The sequence below is a fragment of the Novosphingobium sp. G106 genome (assembly GCF_019075875.1).
In the GTDB taxonomy this organism is placed as follows: domain Bacteria; phylum Pseudomonadota; class Alphaproteobacteria; order Sphingomonadales; family Sphingomonadaceae; genus Novosphingobium.
In genome coordinates this window covers 55,277-77,495 of sequence record NZ_JAHOOZ010000004.1, presented here as the reverse complement: position 1 = coordinate 77,495, position 22,219 = coordinate 55,277, and the positions used below count along the sequence as shown (strand labels likewise).

Below are 22,219 nucleotides of genomic sequence, written 5' to 3'. Positions count from 1 at the left end.
CTCAAATGCGTGCACTTGTACCAGTCCACCTGACACCGCTCGAACTGCCGCTGCTTCTGGTGAGCACCCCCGCGGGTTTCCCTTCGCCCGCGCAAGACGACATGGAAGAGCCCATCGATCTTGGCGACTGGCTCGTCGAGCATCCTGCCGCCAGCTACGTCATGCGCGTCGAGGGGTATTCGATGTCCGGCGCGGGCATCAACGATGGCGACCTCATCGTCGTCAATCGGGCCAAGAAGCCACGTGCCGGTCATATCGTCGTTGCGCTGGTCCACGGCGACCGGACGCTGAAGCGCCTGGCGCGGCGAGAAGACCGCCTCTTGCTGGTGGCGGAGGCCGAAGGTTACGGCGAAATCGTCGTCGACGAGCACGTGGAAGTCTGGGGCGTCGTCGTGGGCCTGGCCCGGAGGTACGCTTGACCACGCCCGTCGCCCTCATCGATTGCAACAACTACTATGTCTCGTGCGAACGCGCCTTCGATGCGGGCCTTGTCGGCGTGCCGGTGATCGTGCTTTCCAACAACGATGGCTGCGCGATTGCGCGATCGGCCGAGGCGAAGGCACTGGGGATCAGAATGGGCGACCCCGTACATTTTCTGCGGGACAAGATCGCAGCCCACGGCATTCGCGTATTGTCGTCGAACTATGCACTCTACGGCGACATGCAGCGCCGTGTGGTCGCCGCGATCCAGCCTTTCGCGCGCGATTTCGAGATTTACTCGATCGACGAGACCTTCGTGGATTTCGCCGGCTTCGAGCACCTCGATCTCGTCGCCCATGCGCGCGCGATGAGCGCGCAGGTCCGACAATGGACGAGCATTCCGACCTGCGTCGGCATCGGCGCCACCAAGACGCTGGCGAAGCTCGGCAACGCCGCGGCGAAAAAGAACCCGCTGTTCGATGGCGTCGCAGACCTTCGCGAAGAAAGAGTCCGCGACTGGGTGCTCGACCGCTTTCCTGCTCGTGACGTCTGGGGGGTCGGCCGAGCGACGGCGGCGAAGCTCGCAAGGGCCGGGATAACCACCGCCGGGCAGCTGCGCGACATGGCAATGAAGCGGGCCCGCGGGCTGGGGACCGTCGTTCTGGAGCGGTTGATCGCCGAGCTGCGCGGCATTCCGGCGATGGCAGTCGAGACGATCGAGCCGCAGCGCAAGGGGATGGCTGTCACCCGCTCGTTCGGCACGCCGGTGAACGATATCGAAACGCTCATGGGCGCCGTCGCGCAGTATGCGATGCGCGCCGGCGAGAAGCTCAGGCAGCATGGCCTCGCCGCGGGCCGTGTCACCGTATTCTTCCACACCGATCCGCACAAACCCGAGAGGCCGCAGTATTCGGCCTCGCGAACCCTCAGCGCCCAACCCATGACAAGCGACGGCCTCGTACTTCTCGCGCTGGCCCGGCGCGGGGTCGAAAGCGCCTGGCGCGAGGGCTACGCAATTACCAAGGCCGGCATCATGCTGGACGACCTGATCACCCAGGACCTGCGTCCCCGCACGCTGTTCGAGGAGGATAGTGACAAGCGAGTGCGGCTGATGACGGCTATGGACGAGGTCAATGCCCGTTTCGGAAAATTCACGGCTGTACCGGCGGTCCAGGGCTTCAGGCGAGGCTGGACCGCGCGATCGGAGGCTCGCTCGCCCAATTACACGACCCGTATCGCCGAGGTCCCGGCGGTCAGGGCGTAAACACAGCGATCCCTGCTTGAGAGGTCGCCAATCGGGCCACGCCCGGCACTGCCGCCGAAGGCAAAGCGGCCTGCGACGCGCCAGCGCTGGAGGCGAGCGGCCGCTCCAACCGGCGGAAGTGTTCGACGTCGCGGACTTTCCGGAATCAAGTCGCCAAAAGCGATAAGCTGCCCTTATGGGATGGCCCGCCCCTTTTCCCCGGCATCGGATATGATGCCGGTGTCTGAAAAGGAAGAGGAGCGGACCGATGACTATCGTGATCCTTGGTGTCGATCTGGGCAAGAACTCTTGCAGCGTTGTGGGAGTTGACGCGGCTGGTGCAGTGGTCGTGCGCCGGTCGATGCGCCGGCAGACGTTGATCGATTATGTGTCCAAACTTCCAGCCTGTGTAGTCGCGATGGAAGCGTGCTGCGGGGCGCACTATCTGGGGCGCCTGTTTGCTGCGCATGGGCACGAGATCAGGCTGATGCCGCCGGAATACGTACGGCCTTACGTCAAGGCGCAGAAGAACGATGATCGGGACGCAGAAGGGATCGCCGAGGCTGCTTCTCGATCAACGATGCGCTTCGTCGAGCTAAAGAGCCAGGAGCAGTTGGACATCCAGACACTCCACCGAGTGCGTTCGCGCCTCATTGCCGAGCGCACGGGCTTGATCAACCAACTGCGGGCGATCCTGATGGAGCGCGGTGTGATCTTTCCGCTCGGGCGCCGCAAGTTTGAGTTGGGCCTGGATGCAATGCTTGCCGATGGCGATGGGGCAATGTCGCAGCGCATGCGCCAACTGGTCAGCGAGCTGCGCGGCGAATGGCTCGAGCTCGATACAAAGATCCAAGCACTAAACGGCGAGTTCGTCGACCTGGCGCACCAAGACGCAGCTGCCCGAAGGCTGACCTCGATCCCTGGCGTGGGCGTTCTCAACGCCACAGCCCTGATTGCGGCTGTCGGCAACGCCAGCGGCTTCGCCAGGGCTCGCGATCTAGGTGCCTGGCTCGGCCTGGTCCCCAAGCAGCAGACGACAGGCGGCAAGGCCAGGCTGCTCGGCATCTCAAAGCGCGGCAACACGTATTTGCGCACCTTGCTCATCCACGGCGCCCGAGCGGCGCTGCCATCGCTCTCACAGAGCGACACGCCGCTAGGGCGATGGCTCAAGGCCATGATCGAGCGAGGTGTCCACCGCAATGCCGTGGTCGTGGCTCTGGCGAACAAGCTGGCTCGGATCGCGTGGGCGGTCCTGCGCAAGGAGACAACCTACGAGCGCAGCTGTGCTGTCGCGGTGTAGACGGATCGGCGGCACGCCTTAGCGCGACCGCCCACGAGGTTTGCAGGAAGGATTGGAAGATGGCCTGACAGTCAATCGGCATCTGAAAAACCCGGTGAACGAAGTGGCACTCGATGCCGATGCCGTTGTGGGGATTCAGATGCGCGGATGTCCATCTTGGCCATGGCTCGCCCATGAGACCGTATACGTTGACGCAGACTGATCAGATCTCCCGAAAATCCACTTGCAAACGGGGCGGGCCATACGTTCGTTCACGTCCTAGCCGAGGCTCGGCTAGAGCCCCGGATTGTTCGACGTGGGAGACATTCCGGACTTGCGCTGGGAAAGACCGAACCGACCCTTCGTTCATCCGAGCTGCGCGCAGCCGACGAACGACAGCTCAGTTCGACATGTACGAACCCGCTGTCGCGGGAATGGCGCTAATCGGCGAGGTGTAGAGCAGCTGCTGCCACGGCCCTTCGATTGAGCGGCGGCTGCCAGAGGCAGACCTTTGCGACTCCTTCAACCGAGGAGTCGACCCATGACCAACGCCATCACGGAAGTTTCCACGAAGACCCTTCGCGAGCGAATGCTCGAAGATATGGATCTGCGTCGCTTTGCCCGAGCGACGCAGCGCAACTACGTAAGGGACGTTGCCCGGTTTGCGGCCTTTCTGGGCCGACCTCCGGACACCGCAACGGGCGAAGATTTACGCCGCTTCCAGATTGCCCAGCGCGAGGCGGGCATGAGCGTGACGACCATGAACACCGTCGTCTCGGCCTTGCGGTTCTTCTATATCCGCACACTCGACCGACCGGATCTGGCCCGCAAGCTTCATCACGTTAAGCACCCTCGCGGCCTGCCCACGGTACTGAGCCGCGAGGAGGTCGCACGCCTGCTTCAGGCCACGACCAGCCTGAAGCACCAGGCGATGCTGTCAGTCGCCTACGGTGCGGGTCTGCGCGCTGCGGAGGTCACGCGCCTGAGGGTCCGGGATATCGACAGCGAGCGCATGCTGCTCAAGGTCGAGTGCGGCAAGGGCGGGCGAGATCGCAATGCCATGCTGGCCCATGATCTGCTGTTGCTGCTGCGCGAATGGTGGAGAGTGGGCAAGCGTCAGGGGGTGATGCACCCCGATGGCTGGCTGTTCCCGGGGCAGCACTATCTCAAGCCGGTCAGCACCAGACAATTACACCGCATCGTCGTCGAGGCAGCGATGGCGGCGGGCATCGCCAAGCGGGTCGGCCCCCATACCCTTCGCCACAGCTTCGCCACCCATCTCCTCGAAGACGGTGTCGATGTTCGGATCATCCAGGCATTGCTCGGGCATTCCAAACTGGAAACGACCGCACTTTACACGAGGGTCGCCATTAAGACGGTCAAGGCGGTGGTGAGCCCCCTGGACAAGCTGGCGATGCTTCCCGGTGCACAGGGGGGCGCCGGACAGTTGAGCCGGTGCGATCTTCGCTCGAGGTCGCAGATATCTTCTGTGCTGCCGGGCCAGCCTATCGTGTAGCCCATGCGGGGCACCTGAGCCTGTATCAGCTCAAGGTCATGACCGCGGTCGAAAACTGCCGCACCGCTGCGCTTGGCGGGCACGTGGAGGCCTGCGAGGACTGTGGCCACTGGCGGATCGCCTACAACTCATGCCGCAACCGGCATTGCCCAAAATGCCAGGGCGCGGCGGCACGCACCTGGCTGGCAGAACGCGAGGCCGATCTGCTGCCGGTGGGTTACTTCCACGTGGTCTTCACGCTGCCCGCCGAGATCGCAGCCATCGCCTGGCAGAACAAGGCCGTCGTCTACGATCTGTTGTTCAAGGCGGCGTCGGAGACGATGCTGACGATTGCGGCGGATCCGAAGCATCTGGGGGCGCGCATCGGCATCACGGCGGTGCTTCACACATGGGGGTCGGCGATGACCCACCATCCCCATGTACACATGATCGTCCCGGGCGGAGGCATCGCGCTCGACGGGATGCGCTGGATATCCTCACGCCCCGCCTTCCTGCTGCCGGTGCGCGTGTTGGGCGCATTGTTCCGCCGCCTCTTCGTCACCCGGCTGATTGCGCTTCACGATGCTGGCCGCCTGTTCTTCGGCAGCGAGAACAGCGAGCTCGCTGGCCGCCAGGCGTTCCTGCGCCTCATCGCGCCAGTCAGGAAAAAGCGCTGGGTCGTCTACGCCAAGGCCCCGTTCGCAGGCCCCCAGGCCGTGCTCGCCTACCTGTCGCGCTACACTCACCGCGTCGCGATCTCAAACCGGCGCCTCATCGCCTTCGACGAGCGCGGCGTCACCATGCGGTACAAAGACTATCGCCGCGATGGCCTCGACCGACAACGTGTCATGACCCTTGCCGCAGACGAGTTCATCCGCCGCTTCCTGCTCCACGTCCTGCCGCGCGGCTTCCATCGTATCCGGCACTATGGCCTGCTCGCAGGTTCGGCGCGCAAGGATGCGATCGCCCGAGCCCGCGCCTTGCTCCACGTAGCGCCGGCCCCGCCACCGCCCGACGACGAGGAGCCGCCTGACTATCGCCCGCCATGCCCATGCTGCGGTGGCCATATGGTAGTGATCGAGACCTTCGTGCGTTGGCAGCAGCCACGCGCACCGCCCCGGCCTCTCAAGCTCGTCCGGGAGATTGCGCCATGATCCGGCATGGCCTGGAAACACCCGTTCCTCCGGTCATCATGCCGCCGGAAGCGGTAGCGTTCGTACCCAGAGCCATCATCGCCCAAAAACTCGGCGATGAAGCACGCAGACAGCGACCGGCCCCAGGCTACCGCACCCGGCAATGGGGGTGGCCGATGCGATCTGTATCGCTCCCAGGCAGCTCTTGGCTGACACCACAGACCCGGCCGAAATTGAAATCCCCATAGCTCACGCCCAGACCCACCGCGGGTCGTACTCGTCCGGGTTTAGTACGCCTGCCGGCGCCCGAAACCCTTCGACAGTCCGGTTAGTCTCCTTTCGAACCTGACAAGTGAGAAGCAGACGTTCGTTCAAATGCCTTGATCCGCGAGCCGACCATTCGGTGGCCGATGTCGAACGGCGATTTGCAAAGCCCCATAGAAAGGCCAGCATGAGATTGGTCGTTGCGCGGAGCCCATAGCCGAGGCTATCGATTCAGCATGGCTTCGAAACCGCTTCGGGACAGTGATGTCAGGCAAGCTGCTTATCGGCGGTTGCTGACGCACGCCCAAGCCTGTCCCGACACCCTGGTGATCGACGAACTTGGCCTCGATCATGGCAGCTGCCGTATCGACATCGCCGTGATTAACGGACACATCCGAGGCGTCGAAATCAAGGCTGAGGCCGATAATTTGCAGCGCTTGCCTAGGCAGGTGGCCGCCTATGGCGAGGTGGTCGACAAGGCCCTGCTGATCGTCGACCCAAAGCATCTCACGTCGGCCATGGCGATAGTGCCCGATTGGTGGGGAGTCATGGTCGCTGAGCGTGGTGCGACCCAAGGAGTGAAGTTTCGCCGCGTGCGAGCCGAGCGGGCAAACAGGGGCATTGATCCACTCGTGCTGACGCGCCTGCTTTGGCGCCCGGAGGCACAGCATCTGCTCAGGGAACTTGGCGTTGCGGAACGCCATTTGCGCGCCCCGCGTGAAGTACTCTACCAGCAGATCGTATCGCTGATGCCGCTCAGAAAACTTGCGAGCGCCGTCCGCACCGCCCTTAAGTCCCGGACAATGTGGCGAGATCAGCAACCACTTTCGTGATGTGGTGATTGGTCGCGACCCATTTCCACGTGGTGGGATTGCCCATCTTCTCGGTTCCGAGCCGGCAACCGTCGATATATTTCGAACCCTCGGAGAAGGCCGTGCCGGCAAAGCTGCCCGAGGCGACAATCCCGCCGCACAAGCCGGGATAGGCGTGGTTGTTGTTCGATTTCTGGCGCTTCGCTTTGGCGACCAGCCAGGCATCGTCGATGGCGTATCGAACATTAGGCGAGCCGCGCATGAACCGCATGTCGCCTTTCGGAAATTCGACCGCAGCCACAGCGTAATCCCCAAACCCGGGGCGGCGAACCTGATCGGGCATCGCTGCCATCAATGCCTTGTATAGCAGCCACTCGCGTCGCGGCAGGACATCCAGGCCAAATTGCAGGCTCATCAGGCTGTCAGGAAACGACGTTGCCAGAATGGTGATCGAATGCGCCGAAGCAAAGATGCCTGCGCTTGCCAGGACAGATGAGATGATGGCGATCAGGGGGCCCTGTGGCTCGAAACTGGGACTTCCAAGATCGAGCAGAATATCGACAGTGCCTGGCGCACAACCCAACTGGGCGAGGAGAGCCTGGACGCTGGCTTCGAAATCGGGATCGAGCGCCTCTTCGAGCCTGCACCGCAGAGCGATGCCGCGGGCGTTCGCAGCCACGATCGCCTGCACGCTCTGCTGATATCCGGCATCCCGATCGAGGGCCGTAACAGGCGTAAGGTCGAGGCCTTTTGCGCGCCCTTCATCGAAAATGAAGGTGAGCGGATGACGGCCATCGCCCATGCGGACGGACGGATCGATCTGCACGCCATCGACCAGCGCGGGGCGGCCGGGCCAGTGATCTTCAACCTGCTTGGCAAACGGTGTTGATTTCCGCTGAGAGCTGACCCGGGAAGGTCCAAAGTTTCCACTGAGAAGTGACCCATGTTCTGAGCTTCCCCCTGGCATTTGCGTCGGGGGGATCAAGGAGTGATCGACATGGCGTTATTGAGCGTAATCCGGCGCTGGCATTTCCGCGAAGGGATGCCGATCCGGGAGATTGAGCGACGTACCGGATTGTCGCGCAACACGATCCGCAAGTACCTGCGCGCCGGCACGATAGAGCCAAAGTTCAAGGTTCCCGAGCGGCCGAGCAAGCTCGACCCGTTCGCCGAGAAGCTGTCGGCATGGCTACGGATCGAGGTCGGCAGGTCGCGCAAGCAGCGGCGCACGGCCAAGCAGATGCACGCCGATCTGGTGGTGCTGGGCTATGACGGATCCTACAACCGCGTCGCCGCCTTTGTGCGAGCCTGGAAGGCCGAGCGGCAGCGCGATGCCCAGACCAGCGGCCGCGGCACCTTCGTCCCGCTGGCGTTCGCGCCGGGCGAGGCGTTCCAGTTCGACTGGAGCGAGGACTGGGCGATCATTGCCGGCGAACGGACCAAGCTGCAGGTGGCGCACAGCAAGCTGTCGCACAGCCGCGCGTTCATCGTCAGGGCATATCTGCTGCAGACCCACGAGATGCTGTTCGACGCGCTGACCCAGGCGTTCCGGGTTCTAGGCGGCGTCCCCCGGCGCGGGATCTTTGATAATATGAAGACCGCGGTCGACCGGATCGGCGCCGGCAAGGTCCGACAGGTCAACGCCCGGTTCGCAGCGATGGCCAGCCACTACCTGTTCGAGCCGGATTTCTGCAACCCGGCCGCCGGTTGGGAGAAGGGACAGGTCGAGAAGAACGTCCAGGATGCCCGGCGTCGGCTGTGGCAGCCGCTGCCCAGCTTCCCCGATCTGGCGGCGCTCAACGCCTGGCTCGAGCAGCGCTGCATCGAGCAATGGAGCCAGATCCAGCATGGCGTCCTGCCCGGCACGATCGCCGATGCCTGGGCCGACGAGGTAGTCAGCCTGATGCCGCTGGGGCGGACCTTCGACGGCTTCGTCGAGCACGCCAAGCGGGTCTCGCCGACCTGCCTCATACACTTCGAGCGCAACCGCTACAGCGTGCCGGCATCCTTCGCCAACCGGCCGGTCAGCCTGCGCGTCTATCCCGACCGGATCGTCATTGCCGCCGAAGGCCAGATCCTGTGCGAGCATGACCGGATCATCGAACGCTCCCACCATCTGCCGGGGCGGACGGTCTACGACTGGCGGCACTATCTGGCGGTGATCCAGCGCAAGCCTGGCGCCCTGCGCAATGGCGCGCCCTTCGCCGAGCTGCCCGATGCGTTCCGGCGGCTGCAGGGCCATCTGCTCAAACGTCCCGGCGGTGACCGGGAGATGGTCGAGATCCTCGCGCTCGTCCTGCAGCACGATGAGCAGGCGGTGCTTTGCGCCGTCGAGCTGGCGCTCGAGGCCGGCGTTCCGACCAAGACCCACATCCTCAACATCCTGCACCGGCTGACCGACGGCAAGGTCGGCACCCCGCCGACGATCGACGCCCCGCAGGCGCTGAGCCTGGTCCGCGAACCCAGGGCCAACGTCGAGCGCTACGACGCGCTTCGCAGCAAGGAGACCGCCCGTGCGTCATGATCCTGCCAGCGCCGCCGTCGTGGTCATGCTTCGCGGTCTGAAGATGTACGGCATGGCCCAAGCCGTCAGCGAACTCGTCGAGCAGGGCGCGCCGGCCTTCGATACCGCGGTGCCGATCCTGTCGCAGCTGCTCAAGGCTGAGGTAGCCGAGCGCGAGGTCCGCTCGATCGCCTATCAGATCAAGGCCGCGCGCTTCCCGGCCTATAAGGACCTCGCCGGCTTCGACTTCGCATCCAGCGAGGTCAATGAGGCCATGGTCCGCCAGCTGCACCGCGGCGAGTTCATCGACGGCGCGCACAACGTCGTCCTGATCGGCGGGCCGGGCACCGGCAAAACCCATATCGCCACCGCGCTCGGCATCCAGGCCGTCGAGCATCATCGCAAGAAGGTCCGCTTCTTCGCCACCGTCGACCTGGTCAACGCGCTCGAGCAGGAAAAGGCCATGAACAGGGCCGGCCAGCTGGCCGAACGGCTGCTGCGCCTCGACCTCGTCATCCTCGACGAGCTCGGCTACCTGCCGTTCAGTTCCTCAGGCGGCGCACTGCTGTTCCACCTGCTCAGCAAACTCTACGAGCGCACCAGCGTCGTCATCACTACCAACCTGAGCTTCAGCGAGTGGGCCGGCGTGTTCGGCGATGCCAAGATGACCACCGCGCTGCTCGATCGGCTCACGCACCACTGCCACATCCTGGAGACCGGAAACGACAGCTTCCGCTTCAGAGCCAGCACCGCCGCCGCGGCGCCCAAAACACGAAAGGAAAAATCGCCAGCTTGACCCATCACCCGCATCGCGGGACATATCTTCACCGGGTCACTTCTCGATGAAAATCCCGGGTCAACTCTCAGCGGAAATCAACAGATAAAGCTTAGAACCTTTGACATGATTGGTTTCCTGACCCTCATAATGAGGCCCGGCAAGTTTAGTTCCGCTGCAATCACTTCTCAGATAGCGTCACATGTAGAAGCAATAAGGCGCCCAATAGCCTGTGACCGTTGATAAATTCGCAATGCAAATGAGAATGCGGGCAATTTTTACATCCCAGTTAGTCTCAATATAATTTTTTATGATGAGGCCCGGCCGCAATGGTGGTATAAGAGCCATATCACCCGAACCATGCCTCAGGCATCTCGTGACAGAGAGACTTGCGTGCTCCCGCCTGCGTTGCTGGGAGCTCGATTATGCCCCTTCCGATAATCTCAGCCTCGCCCTCGAGCGGGCCTGATCGATGACAATCCGCACTACGACCGCGACGGTTGAATTTGTTGGTTCGTTCAAACTGGAAGGGCACGACGAAATTCTGCCTGCCGGAATTTACCACGTCGATGTCGACGAAGAGGCGATCGAGGCTATCCATCGTACGGTTTATCGGCGTTTGGAAACGAGGCTGCGCATCCAAACGGACGGCAAGACCGTGCATCGACGTATCGAGCCTGCAGCCCTCGAGGCCGCGCTTCAGAGAGACCGCGTGGCAGCACTGGAAACAAATCGTTCCCAGCCGGGACCGAGCATCGAAGTGACCGACGTCGATATGCGGGCAAAGCGGAACGGAGCGCAAGCCCTCTCCTCGCCAGTCCGTAGAGTTCGCTGCTGGATTCAGGCGACAATTTACGGCAATCGCCGGCCGAGCCCATGAACTTTCAAACCTCTGCCAAGATCTGCCGGGAGCGCGAAGCCCATCACCAGCTCATTGCGGCGGAAGCCGGTCTGCTCAACGTGCGCAAAATCGCGGATACGGCGGCCGAAGCGTGGGCGCGTCAAGCCGAAGAAGCCGAAGCCAAAGAAGCTGGATTCAGGCAGCTTCTCAGCGCCGAGGACGCGGCGATAGCTCGGGAATTTCAACAGGAAGATAACCCGACGCCGACGGAATAGAACATTTCTTTCCTCAAGCCCGAGCATTTCGACTCTGGCTGCAATCTGGATCAAACGTGGCGAATACCATTTCTTTATATATTCTGGGTGGGCTGCTTGGCGTGATGGTCGCGGCTGGAGTGTGGGTTCGTATCTACATGTTGCGAGCCGGCGCGGAGCAGAAGCAGCGTCAGGACATTAGACTGCGCCTTGAGCACATTCAGAGCTTGAATAAAGAAGGGCGGCGCCTGTCTCGAGGCGAACCTGAAAACTCGCCCGCGGGTCAGCTTTGTCGGCGTGAGCACGCGATCGCCGCCGCCGTTGGGAAGCCCGCCTCTTGCCCTTGGCCGACCACCGCCGGCCAACAATCCAAGAAAGGTACAAAGAAGATCGAAAGCTGACGTGTGTCGCGCTTGTAGCGAATGACGAGCGTGCCCATATTGAGGTTATCGCCCTCAATGTGTGAGCATAGCGCGACAGAGAGTTAGCGACTCCCGCTCGGGCGGAGGCGCGTATGCCAAACAAGGCACCCAAAACGTCACGTTCTTTTTCGGCTTTTTCGTCGGCCTCAGAGGAAGCTCGCCTGCACCCTGATGAGACGAGCTCACGTGGCGCCACGAATGCAGAGGCTGGCCGTGGCGGAGCGAATGCAACGCCGAATGAGGTGACTGAGGTCGAGCGCCGGGTGCTCGCCCACGAACGGATCTTGCAGGCGCTGATTGGTCATCTCGCGGACGACGATCCTGAAATCCTCGTACAACTCAAAGCGCGCTTCGGTAGCGGCCACGACCTTGGGCAGCACGAGCAGAACTACGTCTCGACAGATGACTATTGCGATCACTTCATTCGCTCGATCGAGCTGGAGGTCGAGCGGCGCAAACGACGCGATGCTGGGTGTCGAGGGTAATGGAGAATGATATGTCTGACATGGCCAAAAACATGCTCGCCCAGAGCAGAGCATATGGAACCACGGAAGAGCGCGAGGTGCTCGCACTCGAATCGATCGCCGACCAGCTACGATTGCTCGTCGAGCTTGGAACCCGAGCAGCCAACTCTGAGGTAAGCCGCGGCACTGAAGAAGTGGGGCGAGCTGATGTCGCTGATGAGCGCGCCTGGGAAAATGAAGGTGGAAGTCTCGACAAAGGATTGGCTGCTTCCCTTGACATCAAGCACAGCGCGACGGCCCAGTTCGAGACAGGTGGATATCGCTATACGAAACTGGCGGATGCAATCGCGCAAGCCAAACGCGCGCGCGATAGTTCCCTCTCCTGATCGCGAGGGCAGGCCTGCAGCGAGGGTCTTTCGGGCCTCAGCCCGCGCATTCGCCTGGTTGCAAAGACCCGCTGATTTGACCTCAAGGTCACGACGCAAAAGAGAAATTCAAAATAGGGCGACCCTCCTAGAGGGTCGCCCTAAAGTCGAGACGCAACGATTCGTCGAGTCTCCGGGTCGCATCTCCCCTATGCTCTAGAATCGACAAGAGTGCGATGAAATTCGACTGAGAATTCCTTGGGAATCCTATTTTTGAAATAATGCCGATTGTGAGGTGCGAATCTATTTATAAGGCGTATGACACTCACATATAACCTTCTTGCCTCCTCCCACGATCAGGCGAAACTGAAAGCTAGTTTCAATGCCCCCGCTTCCGCCGATTAATCCCCCCAGATCGGCTTACGATAGCCATGTCATTTCAATGAAGGTATTTCACGTCCGAAAGACAGGCGCCGAGGAACGGCTCGCCAAGATTGTCCTTCAAAATCATCGCACAGCAACATTTGGTGAAATGCTTTCCGATCTCGGGTGAGCACGGTTAGGCGATCCTCGCTGGCCCGGGCGAGGCCAGGCCTGCAGCATGAATTTCCTACGCAATCTGGAAGCGGGACCGAATTGTCGGCAGCTGGAGCTCGGTCGAAGTCCGATGGGTGTCACCTGCTGAAATCGCAAGCCGGATTACATATTCCGCTCGCTCAAACCAAAGTGAGAAATCGCGGCTGCCTTTCAGGCATCCTCTCCCAAACCTATTTCTGGCTCGGCTGAACATGCCGGGCCCTTTGTGGCCATCCAGAGATCGGTGCGGCCTTGAAAGATACGTAGGTGGTCGGGCAACCTTTCCGCTGCCGAACGCTTGGAACAAGGCTGCCGTCGCTGCCTTGCGTGAACTTAGTTCCGATCCCTCCCCCCAGAGTAGTGGCGACGGCAGTTACCCCTCGAGCAGCCCCCAAGGAATGCTTTATGAGCGATCTTACCGCTATTGAACCGGCCCAGGCCGTCTCGCACGACGCTGCAGCCGCCAAAGCTCCCGATGCGCGTCGCCACTATTCGAGCCCAGAGGATCTAGCCGAGGACATCGATCTGGATATCGCAATACGGCAGGACCTGTTGAGCCAGTGGAAGCGGGATCTTGATCAGCGACTTGAGGCAGAGTCTGAAGGCATGGGCGCTTCCGATCCGATGGCTCACGAACAAGAAGCAAAGCTAGCGAATGAACATCGCAGGGTGAGCAACGCTCTCGAAGCCCTAGTCCCGACGGATCCCGCTCCCTTGCGGTGCGCGCAAAGTGAATGAAGGAATACGGGTTGGTAGATGGCCTGGCGCATGCGGAGCTACCTGTGGCGCTCACCTCAGATGATCCCGCGTGCGTTGTCACTTTGAGCGCGCAGCGCACGGAGGATATTCCGCAATGGCAAACTCTTTTCCCCGCATCGTGCGCTCCGACCTCTCGCGCTCGGTTACGCTCGACGATTTGACTGTGAAAGTCGACATTTCGCGCTTCGTGCACCACCGCGAGTGGGTCCTGAAGGTCTTTACCGAAGACGGAATGGTGACGATCTGGGATGACTCTTTCGTCAGCGAGGTCGACGCACTCGCCGCCTTTCAAAGCGCCGTCCAGGAAGAGGGCATTGCCTGCTTCTTCGGCCATAATGGTACCGAAACGGTCCATTGAGACGCTAACAACAACGAAAGGCAAGCGACCAGCGCCTATGAGATGCTGTCCTTCGTGGCCCCTCCGCACCGAGCTCTACCTCCGGTTAGAAGCGGACAAATTACACCCGGGAATGAACGAAGGACTGCTGTTAGAAGGCGAAGCACTAGGCTTGATCGTTAGCTATGTGGGCAGTCTCGGGCTTTAGTGCCCCGCTATCGAGCCATTGGCGTCCGGCTGCTTTCCGGACAATGTGCTCCATTGGCGCATTGTTTCGGACGTTATTGCCAACCGGGAAAAATCCTCAAAAGCGCTCCGGTCATGCCATCAACTGCGAGCGCAACAACGACAAGTCCGAAGAGTTTTTCGGTCACGATCAGTGCTTCGGGTCTGACGAGGCGCACGATTGTCGTCGCCAGAAAATTTAGCCCAATGATCACGAAAGCATTGGCGATTATCGCGACGACCGCGCCAATATAAACTGGCTCCGGGCCACTGCCCCAAGCGATAACAACAGACAGTACGCCTGGTCCCGCATAGATTGGAAAACCCAGCGGAGTAATGCCGACGCTACGAGGGGATGGCGCCGCTATGTTTCTCTGTATGTCGATCCGCGTGTTTGAGGCAGAGTGAAAATGCTGGTCTGGCAAATTATCCCCCGTCAGGCTCACGACCGTTGGCGCATTGATCATTTTCCAGCCAATAACCGCGACGACAGCCATGCCGGCTAACCGCAATCCGCTGCTACTCACCCCGAAAAAGATTAGCGCGGCGTTACCTGCGAATAGCGCCACGAATGCGGCAATCATGTAGGTCGCGGTCGCGATCAGGGCAGTTTTGCGGCGGTCCCGGCCAGTCTGACCGTTCGTGGCGCTGACAAACAATGGGATGGCGGCAATCGGCGCAGTGATGCCGAACAGCCCAATAAACATCGTCAGAAACACGCTATCGGTCAAACCGCTCACTTGGCGGCGGCCACAATCACAGTCGGCTCACGGCCGGTGGCGCTGCTGGAACGGAAATCACGCGGAAGATCCACACCATGGAATATTTTTACGATAATGGCGCTGAAATATGATATTTTTACGAATATGGTCATTTCTCTTTATTATATATATTTTCTAATAACGGCCAATATATTTTCAATTTATCATGATAATAGAGCACCATACCGGTTGAAAATCCAATTATGTTTGTCATTTCCTGGAATTTACAGGAAACATTATTGGAGGTTGCGGGTTTCTCGGCCGAAGGCATTTGTCTTCCAAAGGAAAATCCCATGCTTCGCAAAACCCTCTTCGCACCGCTTCTAGCGGCAAGCGCGATGGCGCTTGCCCTCGCCACGCCCGCACATGCCGGCAAGGCTGACCGCGCTCGCGAGGCCATCGCTGCCGCCGATGCCAAGATCCACACGGCCGAAACAATGGGCGCGGGATCGGAAATGCCGCATCCGACGGCAGAGGCAAGAGCCGCCTTGGCTATAGCTAAGGAAAAGCTGGCAGCCGGACAAAAGTCGACTTCTATCGCCGAAGCCATCCGCGCATCCACACTCGCGGACGCCGCGATCGGCGAGATGCAGGGCCGTCAGGAACGGACGATTGCCGCCGAACGGCAGGCGCGAACCGATGGCGTTGCCGCAGCGCAGCAGCAAACGGCCGTGGCACAGCAGCAGAGCGTAGATGCCAACGCCCGTGCGAATGTCGCCCAGCAATCCGCCGCAATATCTGCGAGCGAAGCGGTCGTAGCACGCAATGCGGCTGCAGCGGCGCAAGCGCCAGTCGGACACATGGAAACTACCACTACGACGGTGCAGCCCGCCCGAGGCAGCACTCACGCCACGACGCGAACCTCTGTGACAACAAGTACGATCAAACCCACCCCGCCTGCGGCCGCGGTGACGACCACGACGACGGTTACCCCGCCGACGCGATAAGACGCGGTCGATCATAACGTAGGCCACGCCTTGGCCCGGCTATCCACGCAGGAGGCCGGGCCAGTCGCCCTCGAATGGGGGATGCTGGGACAGTCCTGCGTCAGACTTGTCGCCGACGCGAAACTGAGCGCGGCCACCCAGAATTTGAGGAGCAAGGCCATGGGCCAGGATATAATGATCGCATTCCTACTCGTGTTCGCGGCAGGATTTAGCACGTTGGCGGCCTACGCCCTTCGAAGCACCATGCGCGATCGATCCAAGCGGAACGCTGCCGCTGCGGCTGTCCGATAATCAGAGTCTGCATCGGAGGGCGTGCCGGCGCGGAACGCCAGAGAGCTCATTTTTTCTCCGGCCAGCATCGACTGCATCTCGCGTATGGTCGCGCCGATCATCCGCTTCATTCGCGATGCTGAGTCAGTGCTCGTTATGTGGCGGTTTAGCCGCCGGGCGAAACGAACTGCGCCCTGACCCATCTGTGCTCGCGCCGAACTCTCTCATCGCGCCTCTTCCTTTCTCGCACATCCAAAGGCTTCGACCATTGCCGGTCGCCGCAACCGATCGCTGGAGAAACGTATGACCGACACATTGTCGCCCGATATGCTCGCTCGCATGGATGCGTACTGGCGCGCCGCAAATTATCTATCAGTCGGCCAGATTTACTTGCGGGATAACCCACTGCTGGAGGAGCCGCTTCGGCTTGAACACATCAAGCCGCGTCTCCTTGGCCATTGGGGCACGACAACAGGTCTTAATTTTCTCTACGTCCACCTCAATCGCCTGATCGCACAGAACGATCTCAACATGATCTATGTTATCGGGCCCGGACACGGTGGGCCCGGGCTGGTTGCGCATACCTATCTGGAAGGATCGTACACCGAGCTATTTCCCGCGATTGAACGCGATCGCAACGGAATGCGGCGTCTGTTTCGCCAATTTTCCTGGCCAGGTGGCGTACCTAGCCATGTGGCCCCCGAGACGCCGGGCTCCATTCACGAGGGCGGCGAGCTTGGGTATTCACTTGTCCATGCATATGGAGCAGCGCTCGACAATCCCGACCTGATCGTCGCTTGCGTCGTTGGTGACGGTGAGGCGGAGACTGGGCCGCTTGCCGCAAGCTGGCATTCGAACAAATTCGTGAATCCTGCGCGTGACGGCGCGGTGCTACCTATCCTGCATTTGAATGGCTTCAAGATCGCCAACCCAACGATCTTGGCGCGGATCAGCCGCGATGAGCTGACAGATCTACTGCGCGGATATGGCCACGAACCCTTCTTCGTAGAAGGGGATGATCCGGCCCAGGTCCACCGGCAACTTGCCGCAACGCTAGACACCGCATTGGAACGCATACAGGTCATCCAAGCCAAAGCACGTGCGAGCGATGCGCCGGTAGGCGGAGACGCGCGCCCACGTTGGCCAATGATCGTATTTCGCACTCCCAAAGGTTGGACCGGTCCCAAGGAGGTGGATGGCAAACGGGTCGAAGGGACCTGGCGAGCGCATCAGGTGCCGATCGCCAATTTCGGTAAGCCCGGACACCTTGCCCAACTCGAAGCCTGGATGCGCAGCTACCGGCCAGAGGAATTGTTCGACGCCAATGGTAAGCTGATTGAGGAACTGGCCGCGCTTGCACCCACAGGCCGTCGGCGTATGGGATCTAATCCCCATGCCAATGGCGGCCTTCTGCTCGAGCCGCTAGGTCTTCCCCATTTTCGCGATCATGCGATCACTGTCACTTCGCCCGGCAGTGTCCGCGGTGAAGCCACTCGTATACTTGGCCGCTACATCCGTGACGTCATGCGCCTGAGCCTTCCCGCCGCCAATTTCCGTCTATTCGGGCCCGATGAGACGGCGTCAAACCGGCTCGAGGCATCCTACGAGGTGACCGGCAAGGCGTGGATGGCCGAGATCGAAGACGTCGATGAAAATCTCAGTCCATCCGGCCGGGTAATGGAAGTGCTGAGCGAGCACCTCTGCCAAGGTTGGTTGGAGGGCTATCTGCTGACCGGCCGTCACGGCTTCTTCTCATGCTACGAAGCCTTCATTCACATCGTAGATTCGATGGTCAACCAGCATGCCAAATGGCTCAAGGTGAGCGCCAAAATCCCTTGGCGCAGGCCGATTGCCTCGCTCAACTACCTGCTGACCTCGCATGTCTGGCGCCAGGACCACAACGGTCTGTCGCACCAGGATCCAGGCTTCATCGATCATATCGCAAACAAGAAAGCAGACGTCGCGCGCATTTACCTACCGCCGGACGCCAATTGCCTGTTGTCGGTTGCAGATCACTGCCTACGCAGCCGGGGCTGTCCGCCGTCAGCACCAATGGCACAGATTTGAGGTTGTGATTTAAGGAGGGTTGGGGCTTCGTCGCAGTGACGAAGGAACGAAGATGAAGCCCCAACCCTCCTTGAAAAAATCGCCGGCCAAGGCCCCTGCCGAGCGGATAGTGAAGGACATGCGGCGGCAGACGCGTCGCCATTTCTCGGCCGAGGACAAGATCCGCATCGTGCTCGATGGGCTGCGCGGCGAGGACAGCATTGCGGAGCTGTGCCGCAAGGAAGGCATCGCCCAGAGCCTGTACTACACCTGGTCGAAGGAGTTCATGGAAGCGGGCAAGCGCCGGTTGGCCGGTGACACCGCTCGTGCCGCGACCACCGGCGAGGTGCAGGATTTGCGCCGCGAGGCCCGCGCCCTGAAGGAATGCGTGGCCGACCTGACACTCGAAAACCGTCTGCTGAAAAAAAAGCATGATCGCGGATGGGGGCGACGACGAATGAGGTATCCCGCATCCGAAAAGCTCGAGATCATCCGGATCGTCGAGCAGTCGCACCTACCCGCCAAGCGGACGCTGGATAAGCTCGGTATCGCCCGCCGGACGTTCTACCGCTGGTATGATCGCTACCTTGAAGGCGGGCCGGAGGCGCTGGAGGATCGGCCGTCGGCGCCAAGCCGGGTGTGGAACCGCATTGGCGACGACATCCAGGACCAGATCATCGAGCTGGCGCTGGAAGAGACCGATCTGAGCCCCCGCGAACTGGCGGTGCGCTTCACCGACGAGAAGCGCTACTTCGTGTCAGAATCCACGGTTTACCGCCTGCTGAAGGCCCATGATCTGATCACCAGCCCGGCCTATGTGGTGATCAAGGCTGCCGATCAGTTCCACACCAAGACCACCCGGCCGAACGAGATGTGGCAGACTGATTTTACCTACTTCAAGATCATCGGATGGGGCTGGATGTACCTGTCGACCGTGCTCGACGACTTCTCGCGCTACATCATCGCCTGGAAACTGTGCACCAACATGCGGGCCGAGGACGTGACCGACACGCTGGACCTCGCCCTCAAGGCCTCGGGTTGCGACAGCGCCACGGTGCTGCACAAGCCCAGGCTGCTCAGCGATAATGGCCCCAGCTACATCGCGGGCGAACTGGCGGAATACATCGAAGCCCGGAAGATGAGCCATGTGCGCGGCGCTCCGCTACACCCCCAGACCCAGGGCAAGATCGAGCGCTGGCACCAGACCCTGAAGAACCGCATCCTGCTGGAGAACTACTTCCTGCCCGGCGACCTTGAGGCCCAGATCGAAGCCTTCGTCGAGCACTACAACCACCAGCGTTACCACGAGAGCCTGGCCAATGTGACGCCCGCCGACGCCTACTTCGGCAGGGCTCCCGCGATCATCAAACAGCGTGAAAGGATCAAGCGACAGACCATCGAACATCGGCGCTTGCAGCACCGCAAGCTCGCCGCCTAACATCACCCCTCAGACGAGGTCCGCACTCCGCTAATTTACGCCGCGAGTTGCGCCAAATGTTCTGACGACGGACACACGAGAAACGACTTGCAACGGCTGCCGGGCTCAGTTCGGCATCTCCCTTTGCGATGTCCCACCGCGCGGACCCGCGAAGGGTCAACGCATTTGCGGCTCCAGCCTCATCGCGAGCTTCTGCCGCGGAACCTGCCGCGGGGGGTGCGGGAACGAGCTCCAGGCTTTCGGGGAGCGCAGTGCTGCCAAGATAGGATGCAGAGCCGAGCGGCGAGGCCTTTGGCGGCACAGCCTCCGACACGGCGGGGGCCTTCGAGCCATCCTGGGCAGCGCAGGCCGATATGATGGCAACCGACGCAAACACGAAAAGAGCTTTCTTCACGGCCTGTGCCTCCTACCCAACGGCATCTCGATTTGAACTTTGGATGGTCTACTACGTTGGCTGTTCGAGTCACCTCGATATTCGCCGCTGGCGCGATCAAATTAGTTTGCGCAGGCGGCCGTTTCATGGGCCCTTCCGCTAGCATCAAGGGCCAGAGGCGTGAGGCAGGAACAGAGTTGCGAGGTCCGAGAACGCCACAGGCCGATGCCGTGTGATTCATCTGGGCAACGCCGCCACGCAAACTATCCAGCTGCAAGCAAGGTGCCATATTTCGCACTTGCAGCATACCAAGGTAGGTTAGTAAATGACTGCGCCTCTCAAGGGCACTCCATAACATACCTAAAGGCTCGGCCCCGTTGGCCGAGCCTACTTTTCAGTGGAGATGCGGGGGGCAATGAACGAACAGCCAGTCACAAGAGCCACCGATCGACAGCTCAACGTCGGAACAGTCGGCGATGGCAGGCGGACTAGGGATGAAGCGAGCTACGCACGCTCATCGGGCTTCCGCCGTCGCCCGTACGCTGCCCTCATAATTTCGCTCCGATTGCTGCAAAAGCCAACAAGCGCATAAGCCCGCTCCATCCCCCCCGAATTTCCGACAGTAAAGCCAAGAGCTCGGGACAGCTTCGGAGCTATCGATCATCCGGCGTGACAAATGGCCATGTTCCTCGAAAAGCCTACGCAATCCATCTAAGAGTACAGCCTCCGATTTGGGAGTACCATCCGGATTTAAGTCAATTCTCCTCTTCGGTATTTTATCCTGCAATATACCGGAAGCGGAATACGCCTTCCTCAAACCCCCGAATCTCCGCTTAAAAAATGCAGCCGACGGTGATCGTTTGTCTCTATTAATTATCTCTCGCGACAACCTGCCATTTTCGCGCTGAATGCGTTTAAGTTCGCTCTTCAAATCTTCATCGGAGTATATTCGAGTGTGAACCCCTTCTACTCGCACGGGTTTATCATAGCCGACCAGTTTGCAAGCTTTGGCAAGACTGCCAAACCGTTTCGTGAATGTGATAGGCAATGGCAGATAGCTGCACTTGGTGATGAGGGGTCCAGAGATATATCCCTCTTCCGAAAGGAGCCTCGCCAAGCCCCTCTTCAAGTCCTCGTCGGAGCGCGGACGCCGCGAACGATCCGCCAGCTTGCTCGCAGCGGCTTCAAACAGCTCCGGTGGCACGATGGGCTTCATGACCGTCGTTCGAATCCACTTCGATTGCGGAAGCGTCTCCGGTTTTCCAAGGTTGTTGGATCGCCTTCCGTACACATAGACGCCGAGATAAATCTCATTGCGGAGCATCTTGAAGATAGAGCTGTAGGCCCACAGGCGCCCGAATCTCTCGGTCTTTCCCTTCTTCTTGAGCCAATCGCAGATCTGAGAAATCTCCAAATTCTGAATCGCGTACATTGTGAAAATACGCCGGACGAGTGCAACTTCAGATGCCGAACCACGGGCAATCACAACCCGGTGATTGGAAAGCGCTTTTCGCTGCCCTGGGTGCAAAACCATTACCGGCCGGCCGTCTTCGTCAACGACTTGCCTGATGGTTGCGAACGAGGGAGAACCGCCTTGCTTGTAACCCAGGCGTGCTTGCAAGCGATGCGCACGTGCAACCCGTATTGATAAATCCCTACTGTATTCCGCAGCCATAACCCGCTTCATATGCTTGACGATCGAAGCCATGGCGCCGCCATCATTGTCGAAAGCCTCACTGCAATAACGCACCGGGACGCCCGCCTCTCGGCACATAAATTCGTAGTGAGCCGCCTGGTCGGCATCTTGGAACCGGCCCCATCGGCTAACATCGAGCACCAGGATTGTCTTGTAAGGCATGGCCCCGCTGAGAACGTCGCTCAGGAGACGCTTCAGCTCCGGGCGTGCCTTAAGCGTGAGGCCGCTCTTGCCCGAGTCCTGATACGTTGCCACGATTTCGTATCCGTGCTCGGCCGCAAATGCCTTGTTTGCAGCTCGCTGATTGTCCGGACTAAACCGCTGATGTTCGGTCGACATTCTTATATACTGGGCTGCCGGAATTAGACCGGCCGGGGATGTGGTGCGCTTCGTCACAGCTTCCTCGGGATAAACTCGACCGGAGGGATGCCGGCAGTTTGCTAGCTAGCTTTAGTTTGGTGAAAAAGTTTCCAGACCAATATCTTGCTGAGCAACATCTAAGTTCCCGGGCCGCGGGTTTT

Annotated in this window: 23 protein-coding genes; 18 read left to right on the top strand and 5 right to left on the bottom strand. The window is 60.5% G+C overall.

From position 1 onward, the window contains the following. Positions 1 to 5: 5 nt before the first annotated feature. The 6 genes from KRR38_RS34180 to KRR38_RS34155 all read left to right on the top strand — a co-directional run bounded on the left by KRR38_RS34180 (position 6) and on the right by KRR38_RS34155 (position 6,667). Complete coding sequence (locus KRR38_RS34180) at positions 6 to 419, top strand: LexA family transcriptional regulator (RefSeq protein ID WP_217408211.1); 414 nt, start codon at positions 6 to 8, stop codon at positions 417 to 419. Then, complete coding sequence (locus KRR38_RS34175; RefSeq protein WP_217408210.1) at positions 416 to 1,684, top strand: Y-family DNA polymerase; 1,269 nt, start codon at positions 416 to 418, stop codon at positions 1,682 to 1,684. Before KRR38_RS34180 ends, KRR38_RS34175 begins: the two co-directional genes overlap by 4 nt. Positions 1,685 to 1,931: 247 nt before the next feature. Next, positions 1,932 to 2,963 carry an IS110 family transposase gene (locus tag KRR38_RS34170; protein ID WP_217408209.1) on the top strand — a complete coding sequence of 344 codons (1,032 nt, stop codon included), beginning with the start codon at positions 1,932 to 1,934 and terminating at the stop codon, positions 2,961 to 2,963. A 520-nt stretch (positions 2,964 to 3,483) separates the two neighbouring features. Then, entirely contained in the window at positions 3,484 to 4,458 is a 975-nt protein-coding gene (locus KRR38_RS34165; protein WP_217408192.1) for a site-specific integrase, read from the top strand. Then, a complete protein-coding gene (locus KRR38_RS34160) occupies positions 4,398 to 5,591 on the top strand; it encodes an IS91 family transposase (RefSeq protein ID WP_217401357.1) in 1,194 nt (397 codons plus the stop codon). The genes KRR38_RS34165 and KRR38_RS34160 overlap by 61 nt, the downstream gene beginning before the upstream one ends. Before the next feature lie 479 nt (positions 5,592 to 6,070). Then, complete coding sequence (locus KRR38_RS34155; RefSeq protein ID WP_217408208.1) at positions 6,071 to 6,667, top strand: sce7726 family protein; 597 nt, start codon at positions 6,071 to 6,073, stop codon at positions 6,665 to 6,667. On the opposite strand, the gene KRR38_RS34150 is transcribed toward KRR38_RS34155, so the two are convergent. Further along, positions 6,624 to 7,631 carry a beta family protein gene (locus KRR38_RS34150; RefSeq protein ID WP_217408207.1) on the bottom strand — a complete coding sequence of 336 codons (1,008 nt, stop codon included), beginning with the start codon at positions 7,629 to 7,631 and terminating at the stop codon, positions 6,624 to 6,626. The two genes, KRR38_RS34155 and KRR38_RS34150, sit on opposite strands and share 44 nt — an antisense overlap. Positions 7,632 to 7,643: 12 nt before the next feature. Between KRR38_RS34150 and istA the strand changes: the two genes are divergently transcribed. The 9 genes from istA to KRR38_RS34105 all read left to right on the top strand — a co-directional run bounded on the left by istA (position 7,644) and on the right by KRR38_RS34105 (position 13,963). Further along, on the top strand, positions 7,644 to 9,170 hold the full coding sequence (istA, locus tag KRR38_RS34145; RefSeq protein ID WP_217408206.1) for an IS21 family transposase: 1,527 nt from the start codon (positions 7,644 to 7,646) through the stop codon (positions 9,168 to 9,170). Then, positions 9,160 to 9,945 carry an IS21-like element helper ATPase IstB gene (gene istB / locus KRR38_RS34140; protein ID WP_217408205.1) on the top strand — a complete coding sequence of 262 codons (786 nt, stop codon included), beginning with the start codon at positions 9,160 to 9,162 and terminating at the stop codon, positions 9,943 to 9,945. Before istA ends, istB begins: the two co-directional genes overlap by 11 nt. Positions 9,946 to 10,396: 451 nt before the next feature. Beyond that, positions 10,397 to 10,804, top strand: a complete 408-nt coding sequence (locus KRR38_RS34135) for a hypothetical protein (RefSeq protein WP_217408204.1) — start codon at positions 10,397 to 10,399, stop codon at positions 10,802 to 10,804. Further along, positions 10,801 to 11,040: a hypothetical protein gene (locus tag KRR38_RS34130; RefSeq protein ID WP_217408203.1), complete on the top strand. Its 240-nt coding sequence runs from the start codon at positions 10,801 to 10,803 to the stop codon at positions 11,038 to 11,040. The genes KRR38_RS34135 and KRR38_RS34130 overlap by 4 nt, the downstream gene beginning before the upstream one ends. A 56-nt stretch (positions 11,041 to 11,096) precedes the next feature. Then, complete coding sequence (locus KRR38_RS34125; protein ID WP_217408202.1) at positions 11,097 to 11,420, top strand: hypothetical protein; 324 nt, start codon at positions 11,097 to 11,099, stop codon at positions 11,418 to 11,420. Between the two features lie 113 nt (positions 11,421 to 11,533). Next, positions 11,534 to 11,926, top strand: coding sequence for a hypothetical protein (locus tag KRR38_RS34120; RefSeq protein ID WP_217408201.1), 393 nt, complete (start codon positions 11,534 to 11,536; stop codon positions 11,924 to 11,926). An 11-nt stretch (positions 11,927 to 11,937) separates the two neighbouring features. Continuing rightward, complete coding sequence (locus KRR38_RS34115; protein WP_217408200.1) at positions 11,938 to 12,291, top strand: hypothetical protein; 354 nt, start codon at positions 11,938 to 11,940, stop codon at positions 12,289 to 12,291. A 960-nt stretch (positions 12,292 to 13,251) separates the two neighbouring features. Then, entirely contained in the window at positions 13,252 to 13,584 is a 333-nt protein-coding gene (locus KRR38_RS34110; RefSeq protein WP_217408199.1) for a hypothetical protein, read from the top strand. Positions 13,585 to 13,699: 115 nt separating this feature from the next. Then, the gene (locus KRR38_RS34105) at positions 13,700 to 13,963 is read left to right on the top strand and encodes a hypothetical protein (protein WP_217408198.1); all 264 of its coding nucleotides are present in this window, start codon (positions 13,700 to 13,702) and stop codon (positions 13,961 to 13,963) included. 260 nt (positions 13,964 to 14,223) lie between these two features. On the opposite strand, the gene KRR38_RS34100 is transcribed toward KRR38_RS34105, so the two are convergent. Both KRR38_RS34100 and KRR38_RS34095 read right to left on the bottom strand, forming a co-directional pair. Then, a complete protein-coding gene (locus KRR38_RS34100; protein WP_375293505.1) occupies positions 14,224 to 14,907 on the bottom strand; it encodes a MarC family protein in 684 nt (227 codons plus the stop codon). After that, a complete protein-coding gene (locus tag KRR38_RS34095) occupies positions 14,904 to 15,041 on the bottom strand; it encodes a hypothetical protein (protein WP_217408197.1) in 138 nt (45 codons plus the stop codon). The genes KRR38_RS34100 and KRR38_RS34095 overlap by 4 nt, the downstream gene beginning before the upstream one ends. A 180-nt stretch (positions 15,042 to 15,221) precedes the next feature. Here KRR38_RS34095 and KRR38_RS34090 point away from each other — a divergent pair, with 180 nt between their 5' ends. Continuing rightward, on the top strand, positions 15,222 to 15,875 hold the full coding sequence (locus KRR38_RS34090) for a hypothetical protein (protein WP_217408196.1): 654 nt from the start codon (positions 15,222 to 15,224) through the stop codon (positions 15,873 to 15,875). A gap of 224 nt (positions 15,876 to 16,099) precedes the next feature. Here the strand turns inward: KRR38_RS34090 and KRR38_RS34085 are convergent, their stop codons facing one another. After that, positions 16,100 to 16,276, bottom strand: coding sequence for a hypothetical protein (locus KRR38_RS34085; protein WP_217408195.1), 177 nt, complete (start codon positions 16,274 to 16,276; stop codon positions 16,100 to 16,102). Positions 16,277 to 16,448: 172 nt separating this feature from the next. Between KRR38_RS34085 and KRR38_RS34080 the strand changes: the two genes are divergently transcribed. Both KRR38_RS34080 and KRR38_RS34075 read left to right on the top strand, forming a co-directional pair. Further along, positions 16,449 to 18,212 (top strand): phosphoketolase, encoded by a 1,764-nt coding sequence (locus KRR38_RS34080; RefSeq protein WP_254515903.1) that lies wholly within the window; start codon positions 16,449 to 16,451, stop codon positions 18,210 to 18,212. Between the two features lie 52 nt (positions 18,213 to 18,264). After that, the gene (locus tag KRR38_RS34075) at positions 18,265 to 19,629 is read left to right on the top strand and encodes an IS3 family transposase (protein ID WP_217408366.1); all 1,365 of its coding nucleotides are present in this window, start codon (positions 18,265 to 18,267) and stop codon (positions 19,627 to 19,629) included. Between the two features lie 887 nt (positions 19,630 to 20,516). Here the strand turns inward: KRR38_RS34075 and KRR38_RS37590 are convergent. Then, positions 20,517 to 22,094 carry a recombinase family protein gene (locus KRR38_RS37590; protein ID WP_309141256.1) on the bottom strand — a complete coding sequence of 526 codons (1,578 nt, stop codon included), beginning with the start codon at positions 22,092 to 22,094 and terminating at the stop codon, positions 20,517 to 20,519. Between the last annotated feature and the right edge of the window lie 125 nt (positions 22,095 to 22,219).